General features: G+C 65.2%; 21 protein-coding genes. 5 read left to right on the top strand and 16 right to left on the bottom strand.

The window, feature by feature from the left end:
* Positions 1-123 precede the first annotated feature (123 nt).
* The 4 genes from T31B1_RS13165 to T31B1_RS13150 form a co-directional block, all read right to left on the bottom strand.
* Positions 124-1,557, bottom strand: a complete 1,434-nt coding sequence (locus tag T31B1_RS13165) for a PepSY-associated TM helix domain-containing protein (protein ID WP_353249970.1) — start codon at positions 1,555-1,557, stop codon at positions 124-126.
* Positions 1,554-3,758 (bottom strand): TonB-dependent receptor, encoded by a 2,205-nt coding sequence (locus T31B1_RS13160; RefSeq protein ID WP_353249969.1) that lies wholly within the window; start codon positions 3,756-3,758, stop codon positions 1,554-1,556. The genes T31B1_RS13165 and T31B1_RS13160 overlap by 4 nt, the downstream gene beginning before the upstream one ends.
* A 100-nt stretch (positions 3,759-3,858) precedes the next feature.
* Positions 3,859-4,572 carry an RES family NAD+ phosphorylase gene (locus T31B1_RS13155; protein ID WP_353249968.1) on the bottom strand — a complete coding sequence of 238 codons (714 nt, stop codon included), beginning with the start codon at positions 4,570-4,572 and terminating at the stop codon, positions 3,859-3,861.
* Positions 4,569-4,994: an antitoxin Xre-like helix-turn-helix domain-containing protein gene (locus T31B1_RS13150; protein WP_353249967.1), complete on the bottom strand. Its 426-nt coding sequence runs from the start codon at positions 4,992-4,994 to the stop codon at positions 4,569-4,571. Before T31B1_RS13150 ends, T31B1_RS13155 begins: the two co-directional genes overlap by 4 nt.
* A gap of 174 nt (positions 4,995-5,168) precedes the next feature.
* Here T31B1_RS13150 and T31B1_RS13145 point away from each other — a divergent pair, with 174 nt between their 5' ends.
* From T31B1_RS13145 to T31B1_RS13135, 3 genes are all read left to right on the top strand, one after another.
* Positions 5,169-6,419: a dienelactone hydrolase family protein gene (locus tag T31B1_RS13145; RefSeq protein ID WP_353249966.1), complete on the top strand. Its 1,251-nt coding sequence runs from the start codon at positions 5,169-5,171 to the stop codon at positions 6,417-6,419.
* Positions 6,420-6,468: 49 nt separating this feature from the next.
* Positions 6,469-7,341: a DMT family transporter gene (locus T31B1_RS13140; RefSeq protein ID WP_353249965.1), complete on the top strand. Its 873-nt coding sequence runs from the start codon at positions 6,469-6,471 to the stop codon at positions 7,339-7,341.
* A 1,014-nt stretch (positions 7,342-8,355) separates the two neighbouring features.
* Positions 8,356-9,072, top strand: coding sequence for a PEP-CTERM sorting domain-containing protein (locus T31B1_RS13135; RefSeq protein ID WP_353249964.1), 717 nt, complete (start codon positions 8,356-8,358; stop codon positions 9,070-9,072).
* 164 nt (positions 9,073-9,236) lie between these two features.
* Here T31B1_RS13135 and T31B1_RS13130 read toward each other — a convergent pair whose 3' ends face one another.
* The 9 genes from T31B1_RS13130 to T31B1_RS13090 form a co-directional block, all read right to left on the bottom strand.
* Positions 9,237-10,178: a sulfotransferase family protein gene (locus T31B1_RS13130; RefSeq protein ID WP_353249963.1), complete on the bottom strand. Its 942-nt coding sequence runs from the start codon at positions 10,176-10,178 to the stop codon at positions 9,237-9,239.
* 358 nt (positions 10,179-10,536) lie between these two features.
* Entirely contained in the window at positions 10,537-11,718 is a 1,182-nt protein-coding gene (locus T31B1_RS13125) for a sensor histidine kinase (RefSeq protein WP_353249962.1), read from the bottom strand.
* A 207-nt stretch (positions 11,719-11,925) separates the two neighbouring features.
* Positions 11,926-13,743 carry an IucA/IucC family protein gene (locus T31B1_RS13120; RefSeq protein ID WP_353249961.1) on the bottom strand — a complete coding sequence of 606 codons (1,818 nt, stop codon included), beginning with the start codon at positions 13,741-13,743 and terminating at the stop codon, positions 11,926-11,928.
* Complete coding sequence (locus T31B1_RS13115; protein ID WP_353249960.1) at positions 13,740-14,360, bottom strand: GNAT family N-acetyltransferase; 621 nt, start codon at positions 14,358-14,360, stop codon at positions 13,740-13,742. Before T31B1_RS13115 ends, T31B1_RS13120 begins: the two co-directional genes overlap by 4 nt.
* Positions 14,361-14,395: 35 nt before the next feature.
* Entirely contained in the window at positions 14,396-15,721 is a 1,326-nt protein-coding gene (locus tag T31B1_RS13110) for a lysine N(6)-hydroxylase/L-ornithine N(5)-oxygenase family protein (protein WP_353249959.1), read from the bottom strand.
* Positions 15,714-17,330 carry a pyridoxal phosphate-dependent decarboxylase family protein gene (locus T31B1_RS13105; protein ID WP_353249958.1) on the bottom strand — a complete coding sequence of 539 codons (1,617 nt, stop codon included), beginning with the start codon at positions 17,328-17,330 and terminating at the stop codon, positions 15,714-15,716. Before T31B1_RS13105 ends, T31B1_RS13110 begins: the two co-directional genes overlap by 8 nt.
* 108 nt (positions 17,331-17,438) lie before the next feature.
* Positions 17,439-19,658, bottom strand: a complete 2,220-nt coding sequence (locus T31B1_RS13100) for a TonB-dependent siderophore receptor (protein WP_353249957.1) — start codon at positions 19,656-19,658, stop codon at positions 17,439-17,441.
* A gap of 426 nt (positions 19,659-20,084) precedes the next feature.
* Positions 20,085-20,906, bottom strand: a complete 822-nt coding sequence (locus T31B1_RS13095) for a thioesterase family protein (RefSeq protein WP_353249956.1) — start codon at positions 20,904-20,906, stop codon at positions 20,085-20,087.
* A gap of 70 nt (positions 20,907-20,976) precedes the next feature.
* Positions 20,977-21,633: an HAD hydrolase-like protein gene (locus T31B1_RS13090; RefSeq protein ID WP_353249955.1), complete on the bottom strand. Its 657-nt coding sequence runs from the start codon at positions 21,631-21,633 to the stop codon at positions 20,977-20,979.
* A gap of 380 nt (positions 21,634-22,013) precedes the next feature.
* Between T31B1_RS13090 and T31B1_RS13085 the strand changes: the two genes are divergently transcribed.
* Positions 22,014-22,412, top strand: a complete 399-nt coding sequence (locus tag T31B1_RS13085) for a septal ring lytic transglycosylase RlpA family protein (RefSeq protein ID WP_353249954.1) — start codon at positions 22,014-22,016, stop codon at positions 22,410-22,412.
* Here T31B1_RS13085 and T31B1_RS13080 read toward each other — a convergent pair.
* Together T31B1_RS13080 and T31B1_RS13075 are read right to left on the bottom strand one after the other, a co-directional pair.
* Positions 22,409-24,067, bottom strand: coding sequence for an FAD-binding dehydrogenase (locus T31B1_RS13080; protein ID WP_353249953.1), 1,659 nt, complete (start codon positions 24,065-24,067; stop codon positions 22,409-22,411). The genes T31B1_RS13085 and T31B1_RS13080 overlap by 4 nt on opposite strands.
* A 114-nt stretch (positions 24,068-24,181) precedes the next feature.
* Positions 24,182-24,790 (bottom strand): NAD(P)H-dependent oxidoreductase, encoded by a 609-nt coding sequence (locus T31B1_RS13075; RefSeq protein ID WP_353249952.1) that lies wholly within the window; start codon positions 24,788-24,790, stop codon positions 24,182-24,184.
* A gap of 110 nt (positions 24,791-24,900) precedes the next feature.
* Between T31B1_RS13075 and T31B1_RS13070 the strand changes: the two genes are divergently transcribed.
* On the top strand, positions 24,901-25,794 hold the full coding sequence (locus tag T31B1_RS13070; protein ID WP_353249951.1) for a LysR substrate-binding domain-containing protein: 894 nt from the start codon (positions 24,901-24,903) through the stop codon (positions 25,792-25,794).
* A gap of 7 nt (positions 25,795-25,801) precedes the next feature.
* Here T31B1_RS13070 and T31B1_RS13065 read toward each other — a convergent pair whose 3' ends face one another.
* Positions 25,802-26,914, bottom strand: coding sequence for an alpha/beta fold hydrolase (locus tag T31B1_RS13065; protein ID WP_353249950.1), 1,113 nt, complete (start codon positions 26,912-26,914; stop codon positions 25,802-25,804).
* Positions 26,915-26,985: the final 71 nt, after the last annotated feature.

The raw sequence follows: 26,985 nt of genomic DNA, 5'->3' as shown, positions 1-26,985 counted from the left end.
AACCGACCGAGCCGCCGATCAGAGCCTCGCGCAAGCAGCCATGGATCGCGTGGCCCGCCAGGCCGAAGCGGGCCGCGGTGCCGATAGCCCGGAGCTGGCCCGGGCGCGATCCGCATGGCCCGCCTAGGAGGCCTGCCAGCGCAATAGCGCCCGATCGGCGATCAACACCAATACCAGGCTGGCGCCGGCCAGCGGAAACAGCCCGATCATCGCGATCACGATCGCACCGAGATACCGCGTACGCAGTGGCGCTTTGCGCGGCGGTGCGCCGAGCCCGCCGGCCGGCCGTCGGCGCCACCACATCACGATGCCGGTGATCACGAGCATCACGATCGCCAGACAGGTCGCCAGCATCACCAGCTGATTGATCAGCCCGAAATAGTTGCCCATGTGCAGCGCCACGCCGAGCTCGACGACCTGGCCGACCGGCCCGTACTGGGCAAAACCCACATCGCGCAGTACCGCGCCGCTGTATCGATCGATATACAACGTGCGCTGGCCCTGCGGTCGGTCCGGATAGGTCTGGGCGGTATAGACGCCGCGTGCGCCGGCCGGCAGCATCAGCCAGTAGTCGGCCGCCAGGCCCTGTTCGGCGACGACGCGGCGGGCCCGGTCCACGCCGATATCCGGCGCGGGCAATACGGTATCGGCGGCGCCTGCGCTCATGCCGTGATGGGCATGCCCGCCGGAGGCCGGCGGGGCGACGCTCTCCAGTGCCCAGGGGCTGCCCCGGCCCTGTTCGGCGGCGGTGGCCGGCGGGTCGGCTTCGGGCTGCGCGGCCGGCGCCGAGACCGGCGGCGTGCGCGCGCCGGAGTAGCCCAGCCCCAACGTACGGATGGCCGGATCGAGCAGCTGGCCGCCCCAGACGCCGGCCCAGGGCAGGCCGGTGAACACCAGAAACAGCACGAATGCGGCGACATAGAGGCCGGTCACCGCGTGCATATCGCGCCACAGGCGTCGCCCACGCAGGCGCAGCCGCGGATACCACACGCCGCCGCGGCCGTTACGGCGCGGCCACCACAGATACAGCCCGGTCACGATCAGAATCACCGCCCAGCAGGCCGCGATCTCGACAATGGCATCGCCGACCCAGCCGAGCATGAGCGAGCCATGGATCGTATCGGCCAGGCCAACCAGCGTGCGCTCGTAAACGAACGAGCCCAGCACGGTGGCGCTCGCCGGATCCACGAATACCCGCCGCGGTGCGCCCTCGGCCGGGGTGACGAACAACATGGCACTGCGCCCGGGCGCGCTCGGCATGTTGACCCGGGTGACCCGACCGCCGGGATAGGCGGCTTCGGCGCTGGCCACCCAGCGGCTGGCCGCCACCGCCTGGGTACCGGCGTTGTCGACGAACATCAGATCCGGGTAGATCGCGTCGTTGAGCTCGGTGTTGAACAGATAAATCGCCCCGGTCACCGCCAGGATCAGCAGAAACGGCGCGACCGCAAGGCCGGCATAGAAATGCCAGCGCCAGACCGTGGCATACCAGCGCCCGGCCGGGCGCGCCGCCGGCGACGCCGATAGCGCAGGAGCCGGCGTGGCGGCCGTGCTCAAAACTCGCCCGTCCAGGCCAGCTCCACGCTGCGCGGTGCCCCGATATAGATCTGGCTCGAACTGTAGCCGGACCACTCGCCGTAAAGTTCGTTGGCTAGGTTGCGCCCGCGCAGGGTCAGCGTGCCGCCGGCCACCGGTGTGCTCACCGAGGCGCCGAAGATCGTATGCCCGTCCACCTCGATGGTATTGGTCTGGTCGGTATAGAACGCGCCGGCGTGCTGGACGTCCGCACCGAGGGTGAACGGCAGCCGTGCCAGCGTGTAGTAGGTGGCCAGGTTCGCCACCCGTTCGGGCACGTTGATCGGCGTGTTGCCGGACAGATTCTGCCCGTTGCCATCGACCAGATCGGCGTACTCGGCGTCGAGCACGGCCAGGTTGGCATCCACGCGCCAGCGATCGGTGACATCGAGTCCGAGGGCGACTTCCACGCCTCGCGATTGCAGGCGCCCGCCCTGCAAGGTCTGCTGCGGGTCGTTCGGGTCGCGGGTCAAAATATCGTTCTGCTTGATCTGATAGAGCGACGTGGTCAGCGTGGCGCGGTTGGCCCAGAAGCGATTGCGCATACCGATCTCGATTGCGTCGCCCTCGGACAGATCGAATTGCGCACGCGCCATGTTCGACAGCACGAAGTTGGTCACCGGCGAGACGGCGTGGTTGAACTGCGCATAGAGCTGGTCGTCGTCGGACAGCTCATAGACCGCGCCGACGCGCCACGACACCGGATCGAACGAGCGGCCAAAGCGCTCGCTGGTATCGGCGGCCAGATCGTCGATGCGCCGATCCAGATCGATATGCTCGTAGCGCAGACCGGCGACCAGGATGACGTCATCGGTAAGATTGAGCGCGTTCTCGACAAACGCGCCGACGGTATCGACCCGACTGTCGTAATCGACCCGGGTAGCGAAATTCGCCGCGCTGTCGCCTGGCACATGACCGCGGTCCGGGTCGTGCACGGCGACCGACGTGGCCGTGCCGAAACGCCGCGGCGTGCTGAACGTCGTGTGCTTGTACTCGCCGCCCACCGTGAAACGATTGCGCAGCCCGAGCAGGTCGCCGTCGAAATGCGCATAGGCCCGTTCGCTGACGAAGTCCTGATTGTGAGCGATACGCCCGGTCGAGCGGTCCAGCAGACCGGTCGCGTCGTTGTAGGTATAGCTGTCGGTCTCCACCCAGTTGCGATCGGCGGTGTAGTAGGACAGCTCGTTGATCGCCTCCCAGGCGTCGCTGATGGTGTAGGCCGCGCGCGTGCGCAGCCAGTGGCTTTCCGATTCCATCACCGCATTCAGCGGGTTGTAGTTGGTGTGGCGCTCGGCGGCGTCGATGACCCGATCGCCCGGCGCGTTCACAATCCCCGACGGATCGCGCGCCGCGGCGCGGGCCACCAGCGGCGCGCCGTAATAGGACGCCGCATAGTTGTCGCGGAAATAATCGTAGGACGCCGACAGCGACAGCCGGTCGCTGGCCTCGAACAGCACGCCGGTGGTCAGCTGCGTGGTGCGCGAATCGTTGTCGTCGATGAAGCCGTCGGAGCGGCTGTGCGACAGGTCCGCTCGAACGGCTACCCGGTCCGAGAGCACACGGTTGCCGCCGATGCCGGCTCGCAGCGTGTTGAAACGCCCGATACTCGCCAGACCCTCGGCGCTGTTGGCCGCCAGCGACGGCTTTTTGGTCACGAAATTGACCGAGCCCGCCAGCCCGCCGTCGCCGTGCAGCACGGACGCCGGGCCTTTGAGTATTTCGATCCGTTCGAAGTTGAAGGTGTCGAAATCGCGGGCGACCAGCTCCGAATCCGCGGCGCGCATGCCGTCGAACAGATAACTGACGTTGCCGCGCGGAAAGCCCCGCATCGACAGCGATGCCGGCGAACCCGGAATATTGCCCGCAGTCACGCCGGGCAACGTACGCGCAGCTTCGGTGAACGTACGCAAGCCACGTCGTTCGATGGTCTCGCGGGTGATCGTATCCACGGTCGCGGGCGATTCCTCGGGCGCGAGATTCAGCCGGTTGCTGACTTCGGTCTCGCCGGCGATCGCGGGCACGACCGCCGTGCCTTCGACCGTTAGCGCTTCGAGCGTGCCAACCGAAGCGCGTGATGGCTCCAGCGCCGTCTGGGCGGCCGCCATATCGGCGACCGTGAACAGGGCCGCGGCAGCGGCCGGCAAGAGGCGGCGCAGCGCGCAGCAGGACGAACGAACGGACATGCGAACGACGGGCAAGCAAGCGGTGCCCGAAATTCTAGTCGCGTCCGGTATTTACGCCGATAGGGCAAATTGTCGCAGGCTTGCGGCGTTCGTCGTTGTCTCAGGCGTGCGGCGTGATTCCGCTCTCGCCGAGGGTGACCACGTCGGTGATCTGGGCGCCGTCCCACACGTAGCCGAAATGCCGGCCCTGCAGCGCCGGCGACAGCACGCGCGGACGGAACACCGCCACGCATTCGCCGGCGATATCCCGCACGCTCGGATAGACGATACCGTTGCCGCCGGCAGCGCGTTCGGCACCACCGAAAGCCTGCGCGGCGCGATAGTTGTCGGCGGCCAGCAGGGGCGCGGCTGCCGCGGGCTGGCCGCGCAGATCCCGGAGGTCACCGGCAACGTCCACGTGATAGACCCGCATCTCCAGCGTCATCGGCGGCTGGGCGCTGTCGGCCATGAACCGTTCACGATGATAGACCGTCTCCCGTACTGCCGTGGCCTGGCTGGCCGCCGCATAGAACACCCCGTACGTGCCGTCGGAAAAACGCGAACCCGCCGGGTTGAGATGGGTGAAAGCCGCCATCACCGGCGTTGCCCCCGGCCCGGCCATGCGGTCTTCGGCCGCCACCAGCGACAGATCGCCCGCCTCGTCGCGCAACCGGTCGTTGGTCAACGACTCAACCGCCAGCGCCGCATCCAGATCGGCCGGGTCGGCGACGCGGTCGAACAATCCGCGCGGCGGAAAACGCGATGGCACGATGCGATAGGACGGCCGCCAACGCACCCGGGCCAAGGGAAACACGGCGTCACCGGGCGCGCTCACGCCCAGCCGCCGCGCTCGGCGTCCAGATGCCGGCGCACCACGGCCAGATCCTCGGTATGCCCGGCCAGCATGCGATCCAGCGGGCGGGCGCCGCCGAACAACGGATTCGAATTCGGCTGCTTGATCCAGCCATCCGCCGCGTCCGCGCGCGTCAGCAGCATCTCCAGGCTCTTGTAGATCCCGAGCAGCAGCGACAGGCGCTCGATCTGGCCGACATCGAGAGTAACGTCGGGCGCGCGCTTCCAGCGGCGATAGGTACTCGTGGGCGTGCCGAGCAGCCGTGCGGCCTGGATATCGGTCAACCCCCACTGAACCGCAATCGCGAACCACGTCCGCAACGCGCCGGGGCTCATGCGCTGGCGCAGCTGCGCATCGTGAATATCCGGACGCGGATTCAGTTGCTCAGCGGTCTGTGGGGCCATGACAAGACGCGTTGGTTTTGCTCATATGATCATATTATTATTTTTATCGATCAAATGATAGCATTTTGTCTCTATCGACCGGGCGCGCACGTAGGGCAACCGGCGAAACGTCTTTGCACCGTCTTGCTCGCCCCCCGATAATGCGACGCCGTTGTATAAGCCAAGAGACTGCACATGAGCGCCGACATGATCACCATCGAGACCGACGACGGCGTTCGTTTTTCGGCTTACTGCGCCCTGCCCGCAGCCGGCACGGGCCCGGCGGTGATCGTGCTCCAGGAAATCTTCGGCGTGAATCGGCATATCCGCGAGGTCTGCGACTTCTATGCCGAGGAAGGCTATGTCGCGATCGCGCCGGATCTGTTTCATCCGTTCGGTCCTGGCATCGAACTGGGCTACGAGCCGGCGGATTTCGAACAGGCTTACGATTACTTCGAGCGCCTCGACATCGAGCGAGCGGTCGCCGATATCGGCGCAACCGTGCGCGCCGCACGTGCCCTGCCCGAGGTCGCCAGCGCGCCAGGCAAAGGCGACGTGGGCGTGGTCGGTTTCTGTCTCGGCGGCAAGCTCGCCTACCTGGCGGCCGCGCGTTGCGACGTCGATGCCGTCGTCGGCTATTACGGGGTGAGCATCGACGAGGCGCTCGACCTGGCCGGACAGGTTCGCTGCCCGATGGCGCTTCATTTCGGTGGGCTCGATCGATTCTCACCGCCCGCGACGATCGACAGCATCCGGTCGGTTTTTGCCGATCGCAACGATGTCCAAGTGTTCGTCTACGACAACGCCGATCATGCCTTCAACCGCTGGGGCAACGATCATTACAACCCGGGCGCAGCCCGTCTGGCGCATACTCGCACGCTGGCCGTGCTGCGCGCCGCGCTTGGCCCGCACTATGACCTGGCCGGTCTGGCCGATCACCATTTCGAGCTCGAGTTCGCCGCCCGCGACGTGGATGCGACCATGCAGACCATGGTCGCCGAGCCTTACGTGAACCACGTGCCGACCATGACAGGCGGCACGGGCTACACCGCGCTCAAGCGCTTCTACAAGCACCACTTCATTCCGAAGAACCCGGCCGATCTTCAGATGAAGCCGATCTCGCGCACGGTCGGCGTCGACCGCATGGTCGACGAATTCGTGCTCTGTTTCACCCACGACTGCGAGATCGACTGGCTGCTCCCGGGGATCGAACCCACCGGCCGATACGTGGAGATTCCGTTCGTGGCGATCGTGACCTTTCGCGGCGACAAGCTCTATAACGAACACATCTATTGGGATCAGGCCTCGCTACTGGTCCAGATTGGCAAGCTCGACCCCGCCGATCTGCCGATCGCCGGTATCGAGACGGCCCGCAAGCTGCTGGACAAGGAACAGCCCAGCAACGATCTCATGGCCAACTGGGCCACCAGCGCAGACGCTCATTGATTCGTACACGGCCCCTGCGCGCGCGGTGCGCGCGCACAATGAGGCGGCGATGAACTTCGAACGCATGCTCCCGCTGGTCTTCGTCGGCCTATGGTCGACCGGCTTCATTGCGGCCCGCCTGGTCGCGCCCTATGCCGATCCGCTGACGTTCCTGTCTTATCGCTACGTTCTGAGCGCGGCCGCGTTCATGGTGATCGCGATCAGCCAAGGTGCACCCTGGCCGCAGGGCGCTCGTGCCTGGGCCAACGCGCTGCTCGCCGGGGTGCTGCTCCAGGGCGTCTATCTCGGCGGCGTGTTCTGGTCCGTGCGCCACGGCCTGCCCGCGGGTATCGCGGCACTAATCGTGGGTCTGCAGCCGCTGCTCACGGCCCTGCTCGCTTTTCCGTTGCTCGGCGAAACCGTGGGATCGCGCAAATGGGTCGGCATCGTGCTGGGCTTTGCCGGCGCCCTGATGGTACTCGGGCCCCAGCTGCAAATGGGCACACTGGCCGTGTCGGCCGGCCCGCTGGTCGCCAGCGTCGCGGCGATGCTCGGTATCACCCTGGGCACCATCTGGCAGAAACATATTGGCGCCGCCGCCGATATCCGCACCGGCGCTGCCACCCAGTTCATCGGCGCGGCCGCGATCACCATTCCCATCGCGCTATCCACCGAAGCCGGCCGGTTCGAGATGGTCTGGCAATCGTGGGTCGGCCTGCTGTGGTCGGTCTTTGGCCTCTCGGTTGGCGCGATCTCGCTGCTACTGTTCATGATCCGGCGCGGCTCAGTGGCGAGTGTTGCCTCGCTGTTCTACCTCGTGCCGCCGGTGGTGGCTGTTTTCGCATATCTGCTTTTCGACGAAACGCTCGACGCACTACAGATAACCGGCATGGTGGTGGCTGCGCTGGGGGTCGCCACGGCCACCGCCGGTTCGCGCGCGTAGAGTCCGACAGCTTCTCGGCACGGCAAACTGGCCGAGGCGGCCACCACGGGCAGCGGAAGCACCGGCCCGCACAACGACCGGGCCGATTCGATACGACGCCTTTGCCCTGGACAGCCGCGACCTCGGTTTCATCGACCATGTGCACTGCCGCCTGGCGTCGAGAAACCAGTACCGGATGTCGGATAAATGAACACTGTCCGCGTCGGCCCGGACGGGACCATCCAAAGCCCTGGATCGCTCGATTTGCGCCGGGTGGCGCGGATAACTGATGTTCGCGCTTGCCGATCGCCGCACGCTCGGCAGGCGTCCGGCCGGATGCATCGGCCGACCGACCGTATTCAGGGCCCCGGCAGACGAACCTGGACGCGCGCGATCACGACGCAAACAGACGCCCGGTATTTCTCCGCGCTTCAAAGAGTTGGCCGGCCGATCCGACCGTTTGCTGCGAATGATCCGAACCGCGCGGGGTTTATTAAATGCGGCCCGATATTACGTTATCCATATAAATGCCGCGAACTTAATTTGTGCATTAAATACGCTGCGACCCATTTATTTAGTCAACACATGATTGCATCGACCAAAATGCCACGGATATCCTCTATTTGGTAGAATTTTCCCACATTGAAGTCGACAAATCACGATTTGTCGAGTCTTATTACACTTTATTAAAATCTTTCGGCCTTGGATGGTACTGCGACCGCTAAAATCGACCTGTTTCATCACCTTGGTTTCTGCTGGCCCGTTTCTTGTTGAGAAAGGCCTCGACGCCGCCCGCGCATCACGAAGCACGGCGTTTGGGCTTCACAATGCAAGCATCGATACGAGGAAACGACCATGACCAGTCTCAAATTCGAGTCGCTCAGAAAAAGATATCTGGCAGGGCTTCTTCTCACGGGCATCGCTGCCGCGGCGCTATCGCAATCGGCCATCGCCGGCCCTTTCATTCTCGACCTGACCGACGCGGACGATCACGGCTTCAGCGACGGCACGGCGAATCAGGACGGCTGGCTTTACATGCAGCGCGTGCTGGAAACTCTGGCACCGGGCGTGACCAACAGCCAGATGACGGTAGTCAATCTGGGTAGCAATCAATCGACCCAGGCCTATAACGCGGCCTTCTCATCTTTCAGCCTGTCGGGGCTGTCAGGTATGGGATGGAACTGGGTGAACATAAACGGCGCGATAGACATCGCCGCGTTTTTCGACGGCACCGGCACCTATAACATCAATAACACCGGCATCATCCAGATCGATTCCGGCAGTAGCAACGTCACTGGAGGCATTTCGACCGACGAACTGGCGGTGGTGAACACCAACGCAACAGTTCTCGACAACTTCCTGGGCAACGGCGGTGCCCTGCACAGCTTGGCCGAAGATACCGGCGGCCAATACGGCTGGCTCGGCACCCTGCTACCGGGTCTTACCTTCAACACCTTCCAGGATCAGGGCTTGTTCCTGACTGCGGACGGCCAATCCGCGTTCCCGGGGCTGACCAACAGCGATCTGAGCGCCGGCCCGTTCCACGGTACGTGGACCGGCGGCCTTGGCGGGCTGACGACCCTGTTCACCAACTCGAACGGCAACGCGGTCGGCATTGGTTCCGGGGGCGGCTCGGTGACCAATCCGGAACCGCCGTCGACCGGCGTGCCCGAACCGTCCGGCTTCATACTGTTCGGCGCGGGGCTGGTGGCGATTCGGCTCGCAATGAAACGGCGCCGGCATCTGGCATGACCTTCGACCGGCGTGCTGGCCAGCCGGAATCGTGAAATCAGATGGCGTCGGGCGGTTCCGCCCAGCACGGCTGGAACCGCTCTTTCGCCACGGCTTGGCCATACAACCCGCCCTGTGCGGCCAATACCTGTACACGCAGGGACACGGCGACGACGAACGGCCGATTAGTGACGTATGCGATGGCGCAAAGATCGGAAAAGCCGCTTCTGCCAATGCTGGAGACGCCATTCCAGACCGTCGACATAACGCTGTAGACGCAGCGTCGCCGGCTTGCGGGGGCTCACTCCGCTGGAGCGCGTATAGCCGAGGGCGTCCATGAGCGGGCCACAGATATATTCCACCGATCGCAGTTCGCGCCGTGTCAGACGACTGGCCGCGTCGGTCGACGCGCCCGGGCCATAGAAGCCTGCGGGATCGTTGGCGATCACCTGGGGTGCACGTACGTCGGCGCTGCCCTCCCGCAGCCGGTCGATCCGGCACCGGTCGAATGCGTCGGCCTCGAACCCAGGCGGTCGGTCGAGCCCGAGCCAATCAACGATACGGCCCAGCGCCTGTGGGCCGTCGGCGCCGGCGAGATCCTCGTAGCGCAGTTCCAGACACCGGTCGGTCAGTCCGGCAATCGCGCGGCCGGCAGCCACATCGGCCACCCATCGTCGAGCGTTCTCGGCACAGTCGGGCGCGGCCCAGTGGGCGCCCCACGAGCGGCCCACCGTGGTCAGCGAAGCAGTGACCGCGCGTGGATCGCGTACGAGGTGAACGAAGTACGCACCCGGCAGCAGCTGTGCGATGGTCCCTACATGGCGTACATGCGCCGGCGTTTTCTCGAGTACGCATTGGGCTTCAGGACGCATTCCGGCAATCTGGTCGAGTGCGCGTGCGGCGATATCGGCACACAGCGCATCGAAAGCCGACTCGGTGTAGACCGCCTGCAGGCCGATACCGCGTGGATCGTCGGCATGGCGTGCCCACAGCGTACGCAGCTCCGACAGATAGCCGTTGAACAAATGGGTTTCCTGTGCCGTGGCGATCGCCGGATGCTGGGCGAGCAACATCTGCAGCCAGGTCGTGCCGCTACGCGGGCAGCCCACCACGAAGAGATACTTCATCGCACGCCTTCCTCGCTATCCATCGTGTATCACAGACAGGCGAGGCCTGCGGTGGACGAACTCGAAACGATCGTTACACGCGCTGCCCCGAATGCGAAAGAGCCCGTGATCTGCACCGGGATCGACCGTTCAGCGGTGGCGACTGCGGCGGTTTCTGTTCGCGCGCCCGATGCCGGTAACCTGGACTTAGACTCTCGTCGGACGTCATAATTCCGCCGCGCGCGTCAGGCGTGACGCTGCCCGTTGGTCTTTGACCCGCGCTACGGCGCAACAGAATGAGGTTCGGGCGATCCACGACGGCCTACACGCCGTACCGCGTAGCGCGGCAACGCGCGCTGGCGCCGTGCAGCGTCCCCTCTCAGGCCGTCTTTCTCGCCTCGGCCTGCAATGCCTGTTCGGAAATTCGAATGACGAATGTGGTGCCGGCCGTCTCGCGGACTTCGATACGCGCGCCCAGCTGTTCGGCCAGCGTATCGACGAGTTCGCGGCCAACCCCGGGCGCCGTATCGTGGCCGATCCCCTGCCCGCGGTCGGCGACGGTCACCACGATATCGTCGCCGGCGCTGGCGAGCGTGACCTGAACCTTGCCCTGTCGATGCGCGGGGAATGCGTGCCGGGCGCTGTTGGCAATGAGCTCGTTGATCATGAGTGCCAGCGGGATGGCACGGTCGAGATCGACGAACACCGGTTCGACTTCCGCATACACGCGCACCGGCTGGTCGTCGTTGCGATAAAAGATATCCAGATTGGCGCACAGTTCGCGCAGATAGCCACCGAACTCGATATCACGCGCTTCGCCGGCCTGATAAAGGTGGTTGTAGATCCGACCGAGCGTGGCTACACGGTTACCCACGGAACGGAATCGGGCCTTGGCTTCGACGTCGTCGAGGCGCGAGATTTCCATGGCGAGCAGATTGCTGACCACCTGCAGGTTGTTCTTGACCCGATGATTGAGCTCGTCGAGCAGTGTTTCCTTCTCGCCGATGAGCTGGTCTTTCTCCTGGAGGGCGGTCTCGAGTTCGACTTCCACGCGGCCACGCTCGATGCCGGAGGCAAGCACATGCGCCAGCGATTGCAGGAAGTCGACGTCGTCTTTGTCGAAGGTTCCGTCGGATGGCGCGTCGGCTTCGAGTACACCGAACGGCTCGCCGGTGGCCTGAATGACCACGTTGATGGCACGCGTCACGCCGTGTTCGGCGAGCAGATCCGGGGTACGAAAACGTGTCTCGTCGTCCAGATGGTTGCTGATCACCGGCTCGCCGGTTTGCAGTGCATATCCAGCCGGCGAATCCAGCGCGGCCCCCACCGTGGCATGGCCGACCACGCCCTGGCGCCAGCCCACACCGGCAAAGACCAGAAAATCGTGCTTGTCCGGTCGATAGCGCAATACCTTGGCCATGCCCGAACAGACGCCTTCGGCGGCGATCCGCGTCGCCTGTTGGGCCAGATCGGCGAAGTCGCGGTTATTGAGGGCATACAGGCCGAGTTCGGAGACCAGCGATTGCTGGCGCAGACGATATTCGAGGCCTTGCTGTGTCATGAGCTTTCATCCTGACGCCGACCGACCGGCGTGTGCACATTTTCAATGGGCAGACTGCGGATTCGACCGGCACCGGGGCAGCCCGTCGCCGCGCGAACAACGCTAAAGCTTAACCGTATGGGCCGCGCGCTCCAACAAGACAAGCGGGCGGCGCCGCGGCGCACTGCCCCGCACCGAGCCCGGCACGACCGGCCTGGCTGAGCCGACTCAGCGCCCGGCGATCGGGTTGATCAGACGTCCGGCCAGCTGAAGATGACCGGCCGGATCGGACAGGTCGATCATCTGACGGTTGTCGCGCAGTTGCAGCCGGTTCACACAGGAGCGAGCGAAATCCTCGGCGAACAGATCGTAGCGTGCAAAACGGTCGGCGTATTGCGGATGCGCCGCCTGGTAGGCATGGACACAATCGGCGACCCGTTGCCAGAAAGCGTTCTGCGGATAATCGCGCTCGATTGCCAGGATCGCGGCCAGATATCGGAAGATCAGATCGAACAGATCGGTGAACAGACTCAGTATCTTCAGCTCTTCGGGCACCTCGACCGCGATGCGCGCCACTTCGGGCGGCAGATCCGCCGCCGGGTTCATGACCGCGATCTCCTCGGCGATGTCCTTCATGATCGCCCGTACGGGCACGTGAGCGTCGAGCACGAGGATGAGGTTCTCCCCGTGCGGCATGAACACCAGCTCGTGCGCATAGAAACAATGCAGGATCGGGCGCAGATAGGCGTCGAGATAGGCCGACAGCCAGTCGTCGATCGAGCGGCCCGATGCGTCGATGAGCGCACCGACCACCGATCGGCCGTCGTAGTCGCTATGCAGCAGCGCGGCCATGGTCATCAGGCGCTCGCCCTTGCCCAGGCCAGCCAGCGGCGACTCGCGCCAGAGCGCGGACAGCATCTTGTTGGCGCCGTCGGTGCGGGCGGCGGCGGCCTCGAACAGCGGATGCCGGTAGCCGATGGCCGCGACTTCCCGCAGGATCGAAAAGCCGGTTTGGCACAGATAGGCATCGCCACGCACGAGACCGTCCACCCAGTCGCAGATCGCCGGCGTACCCGCCATGTAGTACGGCGACAAGCCGCGGGTGAAGCCCATGTTGAGAATCGACAGGCTCATCTTCACGTAGCAGCGCGTCGGCGTATCGCGATTGAACAGCGTGCGGATCGATTGCTGGGCCTGATAGCCGTCCGGGGCAAAGCCCAGATACACCAGATACCGGCTCGCGATCTCGCCGGCAAAGGCGAACACCAGCTTGTTGTGCCATTGCCAGGGATGCACCGGCATGAAGTGGTAATCGTCTGGCGCCAGGTTCGCCTCGACCAGGCGGCGGCGGAACTCGGCCCGTGTCTCGGCATCGAGCTCGCTGTCGAGATGGCTCTCGACCGTGCGTCCGGCCCCGACCGAGAACGCCGCACGGCTGGTGTGTACCGCAATCCAGATCAGCCGGATCGGCGCAGCCGCTTCGGGGGCATAGGCGCGATAGTCCATGCTGTCGAAGCCGATACGGCCATTGTTGGCCACGAACGCCGGATGGCCCTCGGTCATCGCGGCCTCGATTTGCTGGAAGTCCGCATCCACGAACGCCGCGGCCGCGAGCGGCCCGGCGCGGCGCTTGTAGCAGGCTGAATACAGCGTGCTGGCGATCTCTTCCAGATACAGCGCCAGCACCGTCTCGGACAGCCCCAACTGTGCCCGGCATTCGATGAACAGTGCTGCCGCGTCCAGCGGCGCGGGTGCGCCGGCGACCACCTTGCCGATGGTGGCCGGCTCGATATGCCAATGGTCCAGCCAGAAGCGTCGCGCCACGAACCGGTAGACCACGGCCGGGTCGTCGGCCACGACTCGCCAGGCGTGCGATCGGTTGTCGTCGAGACACTCTTCGTGGCTGTCGGGTACGGGTACGATCAGCCGTTCGTGGGCGAATTCCGACAGCGTCTTGGCGATCAGCGCGGCGTTGGCTGCTGCCCAGTTCGGGCCATCGAGCCTGTCGACTGCGCGTTCGCTCGGAGTCTGCGCCAGGCCGGTCATGCGCTGGCCTCATGGCGCGCGGCCAGCCGTGCCATTGCGGGGTCGAGTTGCTTCATGGCGCGTGCGTGGGCCTCGCGCGTACAGGTCGCCAGCCATGCCGTCTTGTCGGGCAGCTCGATCTGCCGATGGTAGACAAAGCCTGCCCGTCGATTGAGCGCATGGATGCCGCGGTTGGCGATATCCGGCTCCACGACCACACGCTCGACGCGGGGATCGGCAAACAGATAGTCCATGGTCAGCGCGAACACGGCCCAGGTGAAGCCGTGGATCGGCCGTGACGGCGGCGCAATCAGGATATGCATGCCGCGATCGCCGCGCGCAGCCTCATGAACACGGGCCAGCGGTGGCTCGGCGGCCGGGTCGTAGGTCTCGATATAAAACGCGGGCGAGCCCTGGTGCAGCCCGACCAGTCCGGCGCGGGTGGCCGATGTCTCGATATCGGCGAGATAAGACGCCACCGCAGCCGCGTTCAGGCTTTGCATGCCCCAGAAACGCGCGTGATCGCTCGCAAGCCAGTGATGCACGCAGGCCGCATGTGCGGCGAGACACAACGGACGGATACACAATTCGCCGACCGCTGGTACATCGCGGCGAAAACGCAGGGTCGTCTCGGTCATTGAAACTCCGAAATGAAACGTACCGGCTGCCGCAGTCAGGCGCGGCTGCGACCGTTGGCAGGTTGTGCCACGTGTGCATGGGCATCGAAATGCTGAAAGGCGATACGGCGTTCGATCGGGTAATGCGCCACGCCGGTCACGGCCTGCAGGATCACGGCGTTTCGATAGCAGGCCATGCCCAGATCAGACGCCGAAAAGCCGTGCGTGTGCAGTTCAGCGTTCTGAACGAACACGGCCGCCGCGCCATGATCGATCCGATAATCGCGGCTGACCGCGAATCGGCCGCGGTCGTCCCAGCAGATCCGATCCACGATCGATCGCAGATAGTCGGGCACGCGTTGGGCAAAGCCGGTTGCCAGAATCAGCGCCTGGCTGCGATGCCGGAATCGCAGGCGCTGCTCTGTCTGCTCGAACGACAGTTCGTAGCAGCCGCTGACCGGGTCACGCGTGGCCGCACTCAGTTCGGCGTTGGCCTGCAGGCCAACGTTGGCGGTGCCGTGGACATCCTTTTCATACAGCCGATCGAAGATGGCGTTCGACAGATCCTCGGAAATGCCCTTGTAGAGGGACTTGTGAGAGTCGCGCAGCCGACGACGGGAGTGTTCGTCCAGCCCGTGGAAATAATCGATGTACTCCGGCGAGGTCAGCTCCAGCGTGAGCTTGTCGTAGGCCATGGCGAAAAACCGGGGCGAGCGCGTGAACCAGTCCAGACGCTGGTCTGGCCCGGCCAGATTCAACCGGTCGTGGAAGATCTCGGCGGCACTCTGGCCGCTGCCGACGAGGGTGATCGATTCCACCTCGGCGAGCGCGTCGCGGTGGGACAGATAATCCGCGGCGTGAAATACCGGCCCGTCAAGACCACGACAGCACTCGGGCACGGACCGCGCCGGGCCGCTGCCCAGCACCAGGCGGCGCGCGCGGTACAGTGATCGCCCACCGCCGACCGGGTGTTCGACGCGCACCCGGTAGCAGCCGAAGCGGCCGTCGTATTCGATATCGGTCACACGGGCATCGAACACCAACGACGGCAATCGCTCGCAGACCCAGCGGCAATAACGATTGTATTCGGCCCGCAGCATGGAAAAACTTTCCCGAATATAGAAGGCATACAGCCGCCCCGTCTGCTTGAGATAGTTGAGAAAGCTGTAGGGGCTGGTCGGGTCGGCCAAGGTCACGAGATCGGCCAGAAACGGGGTCTGCAATGTCGCGCCTTCGATCAGCAGCCCAGGATGCCAATCGAAAGCGGGGTTCTCGTCGACGAAGATCGTGTCCAGATCGTCCAGCGGCTCGGCCAGACAGGCCAGGCCTAGATTGAACGGGCCGATGCCCACGCCGAGCAGGTCGTGGATAGGCTCAGCCATGACGACGCCCACCCTCTCCATGCGCCGTGGTGGACTGCGGCGGCTGGGCGAGCACGGGCGAGTGGCATGTCCCTGCCGGCGTCTGCCCGTGCAGGCCCTCGGCCAGGCGCTCGCCGGCCGCGACGATGAGAGCCAGGATCTCGGCCATGTCGTCGAGCCCGGTGGCCGGGTTGAGCAGCGTGAATTTCAGATAGCGGCGTCCGTAGACACGGGTGGCGGCTATCATCACTTCGCCCCGACGGGCCAACTCGGTGCGGATCGCATCGTTGAGTGCGTCCAGCCGTTCGCTGGCCACGGTCATCCACGGCCGGAAACGAAACACGATCGTGCCGAGCGCGGGCCGATGCAGCAGCTCGAAGCGCGGCTCGGCGAGCATGAGGCGATAAGTCGCCCGCGCCAGCGACAGGGTCTGGTCGAACGCACGGCCGATCGCGTCTGCGCCATCCGCGCGCAGGGTCAGCCAGAGCTTGAGCGCATCGAAGCGGCGGGTGGTCTGCAGGCTCTTGTTCACCTGATCCGGCGTACCGGCCTCGGCGGCTTCGCGCGGGTTGAGATAATCCGAATGGTGCGTCACATGTGCCAGCCCGCGCCCATCGGCCACGATCAGCGCGCTACACGCCACCGGCTGGAAGAACGATTTGTGGTAATCGACGGTGACCGAGTCGGCTTCCGACAGTGCGCGGCATTCATGCCGTCGGCTCGGTGAGACCAGCAATCCGCCGCCATAGGCGGCATCGACATGCAACCATAACCCATGGGCCCGACAGATCGCCGCGGTCGCGCGGACATCATCGAGGCTGCCGAAATCGGTACTGCCGAAGGTGGCCACCACAGCAATCGGGCACTCACCCGCTGCCCGTGAGGCGTCGATCGCCGCCGCCAGCGCGTCGCTATCCATCCGCCAGCCGGCGTCGACGGACACCGGGACCACGGCTTCGTGGCCCAGACCCAGCAGTGCGGCTGCCTTGCGAATGCTGAAGTGACCGACTTCGGACGCGAATATTCGGAATCGCGAGGCCTCGGGCGGCAACCCGTGACGCTGTACCCAACCGGGGCCATGGCGCGCGGCGCAGCAATGCTCACGGGCCAGCAGCATGGCCATCAGATTGGATTGCGTGCCACCGCTGGTGAAGATGCCGTCAGCGCGCTCGCCCAGGCCGGCACGCGTGGCCGTCCAGGCGATGAGCGTCTGCTCGATGAACGTCGCCCCGCCGCTCTGATCCCAGGTATCCATCGAGGTGTTCAGCGCCGACGCCACGGCCTCGGCAGCCAGCGAACTCGTGGTGATCGGACAGTTCAGGTGCGCAACATAGCGCCGGTGGTGGAAATACACCGCGTGGTCGAGATACAGCGGCCCGAGCTCGGCGAGTGCAGCCGTTAAGCCCTGGCCGCCGTCATCGAGATCGATCCCGGCGAACGTGGGTGCCAGCTTCTGTGGGGCGACGCCGCTGAACACGCGCTCGGCGGCGGCCATCGCCTGGCTCGCCGTGGCAACGGCCGACTCCATCGCGGCGCGGTAGTCATTCAGGCTTGCGCTATCGAACAACAGGCCCGGCCGAGCGCCGGGCTCGGCCGATGGGGTCGGTCGCGGGTCGAGGGTGTCGTGCATGCGCGTGTTCTCCTTCGAGTCGGCGTGCGTGATTGAACCCGTGCCGCAGGTGCCCGGGCGCTGTCCCCTCGTGACCGGCCCGGCCGGCGACCGGACCGCTATCGGCGGCTAGAAGCGGTAGTCGACCGTCGCGGTGATCGTGCGCGCCTGGCCGTAATAGCAGTTGATCTCGCTGAAGCAGGCTTCGACATACTCCTTGTCGAACAGATTGTTGGCGTTGATCCGCAGCGTGGTGTCGTCGAGCGCGCTCACGAATTCGCCGAGTTCGAAGCTCACCGATGCATCGGCGAGGGTGTAATCGGGTACCTCCCGGGTGTTGGCGCTGTCGGCATAGCTGCTGCCGACATAGCGCACGCCCGCGCCGGCGTTGATACCGCGTGGCAGGTCGTAGGACACCCACGCCGAGGCGAGATCGTCCGGTGTGCGCACGAAGGTGTTGCCTGCCCGCACGTCCAGCCCGTCGCTGGTGACATCGTCCTGGTACTCGACCTCGCTATGGCTGTAGGAGGCGATCACGTGCAGCCTGTCGGTGAGATTGGCCCGGCCGGAGAGTTCCACGCCCTGCGACTGGACATCGCCGATGCTGGTGAATACGACCGGGGTGACGCCGGTACGCTGCTGGACGTTATTCTGGTTCAGGTCGTAGAGCGCGAGCGTGAACAGCGCATCCAGGCCGGGCGGCTGGTACTTGAGACCGACCTCGACCTGATCGCTATCCACCGGCTCCGAGATCTGCCCGGTGCCCGATGCCGGCGAATACGCGCTCGGATTGAAGGCCTCGCTGTAGGAGATATACGGCGACAGCCCGAACGCCGACTGGTAGAGCAATGCCGCACGGCCGGAGAAGGCATCGTCGCTGCGCTGTACCCGTGACTGGTTGCCGCCGATGGTGTATTCACGCTTGAGATAGTCCTGACGCCCGCCAAGCACCAGATTCCAGCGATTCCATTCCAGCTGGTCCTGCAGATAAAGCCCGATCTGGCGCGTCTGGCGGATATCGGCCGGAGCGAACACGGCATCACCGCTGACCGCGTTGTCGTAATCGGGGTTGAACGGGTCCAGGTTCGTGGCGGCTGCGCCGCCATAGCGGACACGGTTCTCACGCCGTTGGAAATCGAAGCCTGTCAGCACCGTATGGTCGATCGCGCCGGTCGCGAAATCGAACCGGGCGTTGTTGTCGACGGCAAAACCCTTCAGATGTTCTCTGGCCGCCGTGGCATAGCGCAGCAGCTCGGCGCCATTGCCGGTGAAACCATTCTGATAGACCTGCTCCAGGTCCACGTCGACCTCGGTGTACTGGGCCTTCGAGCGCAGCGTGACGTCGTCGCTGACCTGGTGGGTGAGCTGATAGGAGAAGATCTCGGTATCGCGGTCGAACTTTTCGAAGTCTTCCGAGGTATCGACCCATTCATCATCGACCGTCCGTCCGAAACGCGAGCTGCTGACGCTCAGGTCATAGGGCACCGAGCCGTGGAAGCCGCCGTCGGGCTCGCGCTGTATGTAGGCCTGCAGCAGCAGCGTCGTGTCTTCGGCCAGATTGAGGCTGACCTCGGGCATGATCGTATAGCGTTCGCTTTTGACCACGTCGTACTGGGTGTCGGAGGTCTCGGCGCTGGCCACCACGCGATAGCTGCCGAGCGCGGCGTCGGGCAGCGCGCCGGTGACATCGAAGCCGCCGCCGAAGGTATCGAAACTGCCCCCGTAGAAGCGGACGAGCCCCTGCTGCTCGGCCTGCGGTTTCTTGGTGACGAAGTTCACGAGACCGCCCGGCTGGGCACGACCGTAAAGCACGGAGCTGGGGCCCTTGACGACGTCGATGCGTTCAAGAAAGAAGGGATCGATCTGAATATTGGAATAGGCCCCGGCGTCGTTGGCCAGACGCAGACCGTCGAGGAACGTGTTGTTGACATCGCCACCGGGAAAGCCGCGCAACGACACCGTGGTCTGACGGGACGACGATCCGGCGAGCCCCGTGAACACGCCCGGCGTATACCGCAGCGCGTTGTTGACGGTCAGCGCGCCCTGGTCCTCGATCTGGTCGCGCGTGACCACATCGACGGTCTGCGGCGTGCGGATCAGTGGGGTATCGGTCTTGGTAGCCCCCTGACTGGAATCCACGACGTAGCCCTGGGTGGGCTCGTCGGCGCCGGCGATACCAGAGCCGCTGACTACCAGCGGCGCCAGACGCTGCGCGGGTTGATCCGCCTGGGCCAGCGTCTGCCCTGCATGACCGAGGCCCGCGGCGACCAGTAGCCCGGTCACCCACGCGCCGCCCACCCGGCCGGTGGCTCGCTCGGTTTGCGCATCCCCAGAAACCCGTCTATCCACTGTGCCCCCTTTTGGTGTTGCATCGTCTGCCGCCGGTGAACCGACCGACGCACAGACGATATCGTTTTGCTAATACGAACGATTATCATTTAGATATTCAGGCACGTCAACACGGCGAGCGGTCGTGGGGCTGAACCTCGGTTGCGGCGGGCCGACGACTTACCCCGGACAAGAGGCTGCCTGCGGCCGCTGGGGGATTCATCCGGTCCTGTGGGTCAGCCTGGGCAGGGCTGACCCGCGTTCCAACGGGCGGTGGTGGCCTACCGGCCCGGGGCCGGTTCGATTTCATGGCACAGCGCCAACCACAAGTGCGCCGGTCGGCGTCGTCACCGCTGTCCACCGTCACGCCCCGGCGGCGCGCGTCGAGGGCCGCGGGCGCGGCCGGCCGCATCCCTGCGGCCGTCTCTCGCCCGATATCGGCGGGTTCTAGTAGAAGATCGCGACGTTCTGACGACCGACGATGACCGGTTGTCCCGCGCTATTCCATACCGTCATCGCCTGCGAGGAATAGCCGTCGGCGGTCGATTCGGCGACGCTCCGGCTCAGCCACCAGCCATCGTCGGTGTGCGGCGTGTCGTCGAGCACGTCGAACATCCAGGTCATGGTGCTGATCGGCGCCCGTTCGGCGAAACAGGCCATGGCGGCTGGCGGCAGCGCATCCGCCAAAGCCACGAGCCCGACCAGCGACGCTCGTGATGCACTGTCCTTGTGCTGCATCCACACCGTGAACGACGGGTCTTGCGCGCCGCTGGCAGGCAACGCGCCGCCGGCAAACCGGCTGTTGAAGTGCTGGGCGAAATTCGGGCCCTGGTTGCGGCCCTCGGCGTCGCGGAAGAAGTCGGCACAGTCGGCCACGCCCGCCACCACGGGCGCCGGACAATCCACGATCGACAGATGCGACGACCGCGCCCGGGCGAAGCAGAGCGTGGCGCGTACGGCGAGCTTGTCGTCGCTACTCATGTCCACGGTCACGAACGTGGTCGACTTGCCCTGACGCACGATCTCGGGCGACAGCCGAACATCGCTGCCGGCCGGGCCGATGAAGCTCAACTGCACCGAGCGCAGCGGCGGCAGATCGTCGCCGAGCCCCTCGAGCGTGGCCTGCAGGCATAACGCGGCCGACAGCCCTCCGTAGACCGCACGGCCCTGCAGCCAGTCATCGGGAATATGTACACGAACGGCATCGCCGTCGGCGCTCATCGAGGCCAGCAGCTCGGACAGGGGTGTACGCGAATCGGAATCGGTCATGGCGAATAACGGGCCGGCGGGTGATGGCGATAGAGATTACCGCAGTACGCCCGCGTATGGCACCAGTGTCTCAGACGCGACAGGCGCGTAGTGCTTCGTCCAGTTCGGCCAGAGTGGCGAAATAATGATCCGGCTGTTCGGCCATCAGTTCGTCGCGGCTGCCGTAGCCGTAGCCGACCGCTGCCGCGGCCACGCCGTTGTGGCGCGCGCCGATCAGATCATAGCGGCGATCGCCGATCATCAGCGCATGCCCGGCTTCGATGCGCTCTTCGCGCAGGATATGGGCGATCAGTGCGTGTTTTTCCACGCGTGTGCCGTCGAGCTCGCTGCCGTAGACCCGGCCGAAGAACTCGTCCAGTCCGAAATGAGTGATGATCTGGCGGGCGTAGAACCATGGCTTGGAGGTCGCCACGAACAGCTGGCGTCCGCTTCGCTTGAGCCCGGTCAGCAGTTCGACGATGCCGGCATAGAGGGTGTTCTCGAACATGCCGATCTCCCCGAAACGTTCTCGATAGTCCGCCACCGCCCGATCGGCGGCGTTGCCCTCCATGCCATACCAGTCGATGAACGACTGCTTGAGCGGTGGTCCAATGAAGCAGTCGAGTTTCGAGCGATCCGGCTCATCGATCTGCTGACAGGCCAAAGCATGTTGCACACAACGCGTGATGCCCTCACGCGGATCGGTCAGCGTGCCATCCAGATCGAAAAGAAGAACCTTGTATCTCATACGCACCTTGCACCATCTCCCGCGCGGGGAGAAAACCCTGCCGTTCTGTCGCGGCATTTCGACGCTGCCTGCTGCCAGAGCCCTGACAAGCAAGAACCCGGCCGGTTGCGCATACCACAGCAAAAATCGTGCACGCTCGCCATCGGCAGGGCGCGGCCGGCCGCCGCAGCGCCGGACGCGCATCGTCGGTTTGGACCCCGGGGCAGCCACCGGGGGTGATGTGCGGATGATATACCGCGTCCGCCATGACCCGTATCAGTACGCGCGTCCGGCCGGGCCCATCCCGTGCAGGCCATGCTCGCGCCGTCGCAGGAAAAAGCCTTAGATTATTCGACGGCACGCATCGCCTTTGCCCGGCGCCGATTCACGAGACCTTTCGTATGCCTGTCGATTTCCGCTTGTTGATCCTGTGGTTGCTAATACTGACTCTCGCCGGCTGTGCCGCGGCCCCCGGCAGCGGTGGACCGGCATCGTCAGGCGAGCGGGTCTATCAGCGCGGCGAGGCGGCCTACTATGCCGCCTCGTTCGATGGCCGCCGCACGGCCAGCGGCGAACGCTTCGATTCGCGCGCGCTGACGGCTGCCCATCGCACCCTGCCACTGGGCACGCGGGTGCAGGTGACCAACCTCGACAACGATCGCAGGGTGACCGTGCGTATCAACGATCGCGGTCCCTATACCCGCGGCCGGATCATCGATCTGTCTCGCGCGGCGGCCGAACGCCTGGGCATGGTGGCCGACGGCGTCGCACCGGTGGAGTTGCGTATCCGCTCGCGCTAGAGATGGGCGGCCGCGTGCCGGCCCGCGCAACGCCCCGAGAAGATGCAGCCGCCCAGAAACGTGCCTTCCAGCGCGTTATAGCCGTGGTAGCCGCCGCCGCCGAAGCCGGCCACCTCGCCCGCTGCATAGAGCCCGGCAATGGGCTCGCCGGCGGCGTCGAGCACCTGCCCGTCCAGATTGGTATGCAGCCCGCCCAGCGTCTTGCGGGTGAGGATATGCAGCCGGACCGCGATCAGCGGCCCGTTGGCCGGGTCGAGCATCTTGTGCGGGGACGCCGTGCGGAACAGCTTGTCGCCGATATAGCGCCGCGCACCGTGGATGGCCGTGACTTGGGCGTCCTTGGAATAGGCGTTGTCGATCTGGGCATCGCGGGCCACGATCTGGGTCTCCAGCGCGGCGCGGTCGATCAGCTCGTTGCCGGCCAGCCGGTTCATGCCCGCCACCAGTTCGCCGATATCGTCGGCCACGATGAAATCCTCGCCGTGCTGCTTGAACGCCTCGACCGGCGGCGGTGCGCCCTTGGACAGCCGGCTCTTGAGCACCTTCCGCCATTGCTGCGACGTCATGTCCGGATTCTGCTCGGAGCCGGACAGCGCGAATTCCTTTTCGATGATCTTCTGGGTGAGCACGAACCAGGAGTAGTCATGGCCCGTGGCCAGAATCTCGCGCAGCGTCGAGAGCGTGTCGAAACCGGGCAGACACGGCGCGGGCAGACGCCGGCCGGTGGCATCGAACCACAGCGACGACGGGCCTGGAATGATGCGGATGCCGTGCATCGGCCAGATCGGGTGCCAGTTCTTGATGCCTTCGGTGTAGTGCCACATGCGATCGCTGTTGATGATCGCAGCACCGGCCTCATGGCTGATATCGAGCATGCGCCCGTCCACGTGATGCGGCACGCCCGAGATCATGTGCGCGGGTGCGGCGCCCAGACGCTCGGACGGCCAGTTCGCACGCACGCGCTCGTGGTTGCCGCCGATGCCGCCGGCCGTGACCAGCACCGCCCCGGCCGCGAACTCGAATTCGCCGTCCACATCGCGGCTGGATTGCTGGCCGCGTTCGACCGTGCTCGGCGCCAGCACCTCGCCGGCCACGCCGGTGGCCGCCCCGTCGGTCATGACCAGGCGGCTGACCTGGTGCCGGCATTTGAGGGTGATCCGCCCGGCGTCCATATGCTTGCGTACGCGCCGCTCGAAGGGCGCGACCGTGCCCGGGCCGGTGCCCCAGGTCAGATGAAAACGCGGCACCGAATTGCCGTGGCCGCTGGCCAGCGAGCCGCCGCGTTCGGCCCAGCCCACGACCGGAAACCAGCGCATGCCCTGCTCGTACAACCAGGGCCGCATCTCGCCGGCGGAGAACTCGATGAAGGCCTCGGCGACCTTGCGCGGCCAGTAATCCTCGGGCCGGTCGAAACCGGCCGAACCGAGCCAGTCGGAGAGCGCCAGCTCCGGACTGTCCTTGATACGCATACGCCGCTGCTCGGGCGTATCGATCATGAACAACCCGCCGAGCGACCAGAACGCCTGGCCGCCGACCGAGTTCTCGCCTTCCTGTTCGACGATGATCACCGACTTGCCCGCATCGGCCAGTTCCGCGGCGGCAACCAACCCTGCCAGGCCCGCGCCTACAACGATACTGTCCGCTTTTTCCACCATGCCCTGCCCCTCATCGCGCTATCGACACGCGTTGTTTTCGTTTGCCCGAGTGTAGCGGCGGCTACTTGCGGGCGACTACCGAAAACCGCGCGTTGTGCAGCACAAGCGGCTGGGCTAGGCCGACATGGCGGCGTTGGTCTCGGCCTGGCCGAAGACGCTGACCAGATGCTCGCGATAGCGCGCCCGTTGGGCATCGACCGACGGCGCCTTCATCACGTCCGTGGCCAGAAAGGTCGGCATCGCTTCGAGGCCGAGAAATTCCTGCGACTTGTGGAACGGGAAATAGACGCCGTCCACGCCGCGGCCCTCGAAGAATTCATCCGGCCGGTCGAAGGCGGCCTGAGGCGCGTTCCAGGTCAGCGACAGCATGTAGCGACGCCCCTGCAGCAGGCCGCCGGTGCCGTAATGACGGTCCGGATCGCGGCTGCTGCGGCCGTCGCTGGCATACAGGCTGCCATGGCCTTCGGTAAGCACTTCGTCAAGATAACGCTTGACGATCCAGGGCGTGCCCATCCACCAGCCGGGCATCTGGTAGACGATTGCATCGGCCCAGAGGAATTTTTCCACTTCCGCCGCCACGTCGTAGCCGGCGTCGATATCGGTGGTACGCAGATCGTGGTCGAGGGTCGTGAGTGCCTCGATCGCAGTGTCGTGCAGCGTGGTGTTGAGCCGGCCGCTGGAATGGGCGAACGGGCGCTGCCCGTTGAGCAGAAGGATATTCATGGCAGAGGTCTCGAAAACAGTGCGAAGGATGAAACGACACGCAGTCTGGCGCGTCCGCGCCCTGCTCGAAACGGGATAAACTGCAAATCATTATTGACTGGCAATCAACAATGAAAACGACGCTGGCAGAACATCAGGTCTTCGTCGCGGTCGTCGACAGTGGCTCGATCACCGCAGCAGCCGAACGGCTCGGCCAGACCGTATCCGGTGTCAGCCGAGGGCTCGCCCGGCTGGAAGACAAGCTGGGCACCACCCTGCTCGCCCGCACGACCCGCCGGGTGAAACTCACCGAAGAAGGCCGCGAACTGCTGCCGCATGCGCGCGCCCTGCTCGACGCCGCAGACGATGCCGAACAGGCCATGGCGCTACGCCGCGCACAGCCAGCCGGCACGCTGCGTATCAACGCGGCGCCGACGTTCATGCAGTCGGTGATCGTGCCGCAGATCGGGGCGTTTCGTGCCCGCTACCCGCAGATCACCTTGGCGCTGGATACCCACGACCGGTTCATCGATCTGCTAGAACAACATACCGATGTCGCGATCCGGATCGGCACGCTTGAGGATTCCACGCTGCACGCGCGCCCACTCGGTCATACCCGTCTGCGCTTGGTCGCGAGCCCGGCCTACCTGGCCCGCCACGGCATCCCGCAGTCGGCGGCCGATCTGGACGAGCATTCACTGCTCGGCTTCAATCAGATGCCGCATCTCAACGCCTGGCCGCTACGCGGTGCGCAGGGGCGCGATCTGCGGATCACGCCGAGCGTTTCCGCCTCCAGTGCGAGCACCCTGATCGCGCTGGCGCTGGCCGGCGAAGGCATCGCCAGCATGGCCGACTATGTGACCCGCGAGCTGGTCGCCGACGGCCGGCTGCAGCCGGTACTGAGCGACCGTATCGAAGATCGGCGGCAGGCGATCCATGCCGTCTATTACCGCAACACGGCGCTGTCGCTGCGGATCGAACTGTTCCTCGATTTCCTGGCTGGACGCATCGCCGGACTGCTGTGAGCCGGCATCAATCGCGGGCGATCAGCCAGTCGGCGATCGCGGGCCAGCTTTGGCGCGCGGCCTGCTCGCCGGAGACGATACTCACATGTCCGCCTGGCTCGACCTTGCAGGTGATATCCGCAGCACCGACCAGATCGGCCATTGCCTGACTGCACCGGGGGGTGACGATGAGATCGTCTTGACCGGTGATATTGAGAATCGGCGCCCGCACGTCGGCCAGGGTCGCCTGGGTATCCGCCATGGGCAGACGACCGTCGGCCATTACGTTATCCACCCACAGATAGTCGATGAAGTCGGCCACAACGCCGCCCGGATAGGCGACCATACCGTTCAGAAAGGCGGCATGGGTGGCATGCGACCGCACGTACTCGTCGTCATGCAGGTTGCGCAACAGCCGCCCATAGCTGCGCAGGCTGGCCATGGGAGTGGTCAGCTTGAACGCCAGCGAATTGACCCAGCCGGGTGAACGCAGCACGGCGGACGGCAACTGCGCTGCGCTCAGGCCCGTGAGCTCGTGAAGACGTCCGGCATGCCGGCTGAGCCAGCGATAGCGCTCGCCCAGCACCCCATTGTCGTGGTAATCCACCGGCGCACCGACGACGACCAGATTGGCGATTTCATCGTCGGCCGCGAGTGCGGCCTGGCACAGCACGAACAGCCCGCCCAGGCTCCAGCCATGCAGGTTCAACCGCTTGCAGCCCGTGCGCGCCCGTACGCGGTCGAGCATCTGCGGCAACAGCTGAGCAAAATAACCCGCCAGATTGCGTGCGTTCTGGGCACGCGATGGCCGGCCCCAGTCGATCAGATAGAGTTCGAATCCGCGCGTGCGCAGATAGCGCACCAGGCTGCGGTGGGGAAAGAGATCGTAGACGAGCATGTTCACCGCGAGCGGCGGCACCAGCACCAGCGGCGTGCGCGGCGGCTGTGTCACCTCACCCAGCGGCGGGTAGTAGCGCAGATGCATGGCGCCATCGGACCACACCGTTTCGAACGGCGTCTGACCGGCCTGGCTCAACGACGCGCGATCGAACAGATGGCGACGGGCATGCTCGGCCTGTCGGCGGGCACGATCGATATGGCTGCCCAACTGGACACGCGCCTCGGCAAGCGGTACGGACACGATTCGAACTCCCCTGACTCTGACATTGAACACTGACAGTATAGACGAGTCGATGGATTCACGGCGCCAGG

Origin of the sequence: Salinisphaera sp. T31B1 (assembly GCF_040361275.1) — a bacterium.
GTDB lineage: Bacteria > Pseudomonadota > Gammaproteobacteria > Nevskiales > Salinisphaeraceae > Salinisphaera.
The sequence above is the reverse complement of the archived record's forward strand: the minus strand, read 5'-3'. Positions and strand labels throughout refer to the sequence as shown.

Excerpts from the sequence above, each read along its gene's own strand:
- T31B1_RS13160 (WP_353249969.1), bottom strand. The coding sequence starts at position 3,758 with ATGTCCGTTCGTTCGTCCTGCTGCGCGCTGCGCCGCCTCTTGCCGGCC.
- T31B1_RS13150 (WP_353249967.1), bottom strand. The coding sequence starts at position 4,994 with ATGGCCCCACAGACCGCTGAGCAACTGAATCCGCGTCCGGATATTCAC.
- T31B1_RS13145 (WP_353249966.1), top strand. The coding sequence starts at position 5,169 with ATGAGCGCCGACATGATCACCATCGAGACCGACGACGGCGTTCGTTTT.
- T31B1_RS13140 (WP_353249965.1), top strand. The coding sequence starts at position 6,469 with ATGAACTTCGAACGCATGCTCCCGCTGGTCTTCGTCGGCCTATGGTCG.
- T31B1_RS13135 (WP_353249964.1), top strand. The coding sequence starts at position 8,356 with ATGCAGCGCGTGCTGGAAACTCTGGCACCGGGCGTGACCAACAGCCAG.
- T31B1_RS13130 (WP_353249963.1), bottom strand. The coding sequence starts at position 10,178 with ATGAAGTATCTCTTCGTGGTGGGCTGCCCGCGTAGCGGCACGACCTGG.
- T31B1_RS13125 (WP_353249962.1), bottom strand. The coding sequence starts at position 11,718 with ATGACACAGCAAGGCCTCGAATATCGTCTGCGCCAGCAATCGCTGGTC.
- T31B1_RS13120 (WP_353249961.1), bottom strand. The coding sequence starts at position 13,743 with ATGACCGGCCTGGCGCAGACTCCGAGCGAACGCGCAGTCGACAGGCTC.
- T31B1_RS13115 (WP_353249960.1), bottom strand. The coding sequence starts at position 14,360 with ATGACCGAGACGACCCTGCGTTTTCGCCGCGATGTACCAGCGGTCGGC.
- T31B1_RS13110 (WP_353249959.1), bottom strand. The coding sequence starts at position 15,721 with ATGGCTGAGCCTATCCACGACCTGCTCGGCGTGGGCATCGGCCCGTTC.
- T31B1_RS13105 (WP_353249958.1), bottom strand. The coding sequence starts at position 17,330 with ATGCACGACACCCTCGACCCGCGACCGACCCCATCGGCCGAGCCCGGC.
- T31B1_RS13095 (WP_353249956.1), bottom strand. The coding sequence starts at position 20,906 with ATGACCGATTCCGATTCGCGTACACCCCTGTCCGAGCTGCTGGCCTCG.
- T31B1_RS13090 (WP_353249955.1), bottom strand. The coding sequence starts at position 21,633 with ATGAGATACAAGGTTCTTCTTTTCGATCTGGATGGCACGCTGACCGAT.
- T31B1_RS13085 (WP_353249954.1), top strand. The coding sequence starts at position 22,014 with ATGCCTGTCGATTTCCGCTTGTTGATCCTGTGGTTGCTAATACTGACT.
- T31B1_RS13080 (WP_353249953.1), bottom strand. The coding sequence starts at position 24,067 with ATGGTGGAAAAAGCGGACAGTATCGTTGTAGGCGCGGGCCTGGCAGGG.
- T31B1_RS13075 (WP_353249952.1), bottom strand. The coding sequence starts at position 24,790 with ATGAATATCCTTCTGCTCAACGGGCAGCGCCCGTTCGCCCATTCCAGC.
- T31B1_RS13070 (WP_353249951.1), top strand. The coding sequence starts at position 24,901 with ATGAAAACGACGCTGGCAGAACATCAGGTCTTCGTCGCGGTCGTCGAC.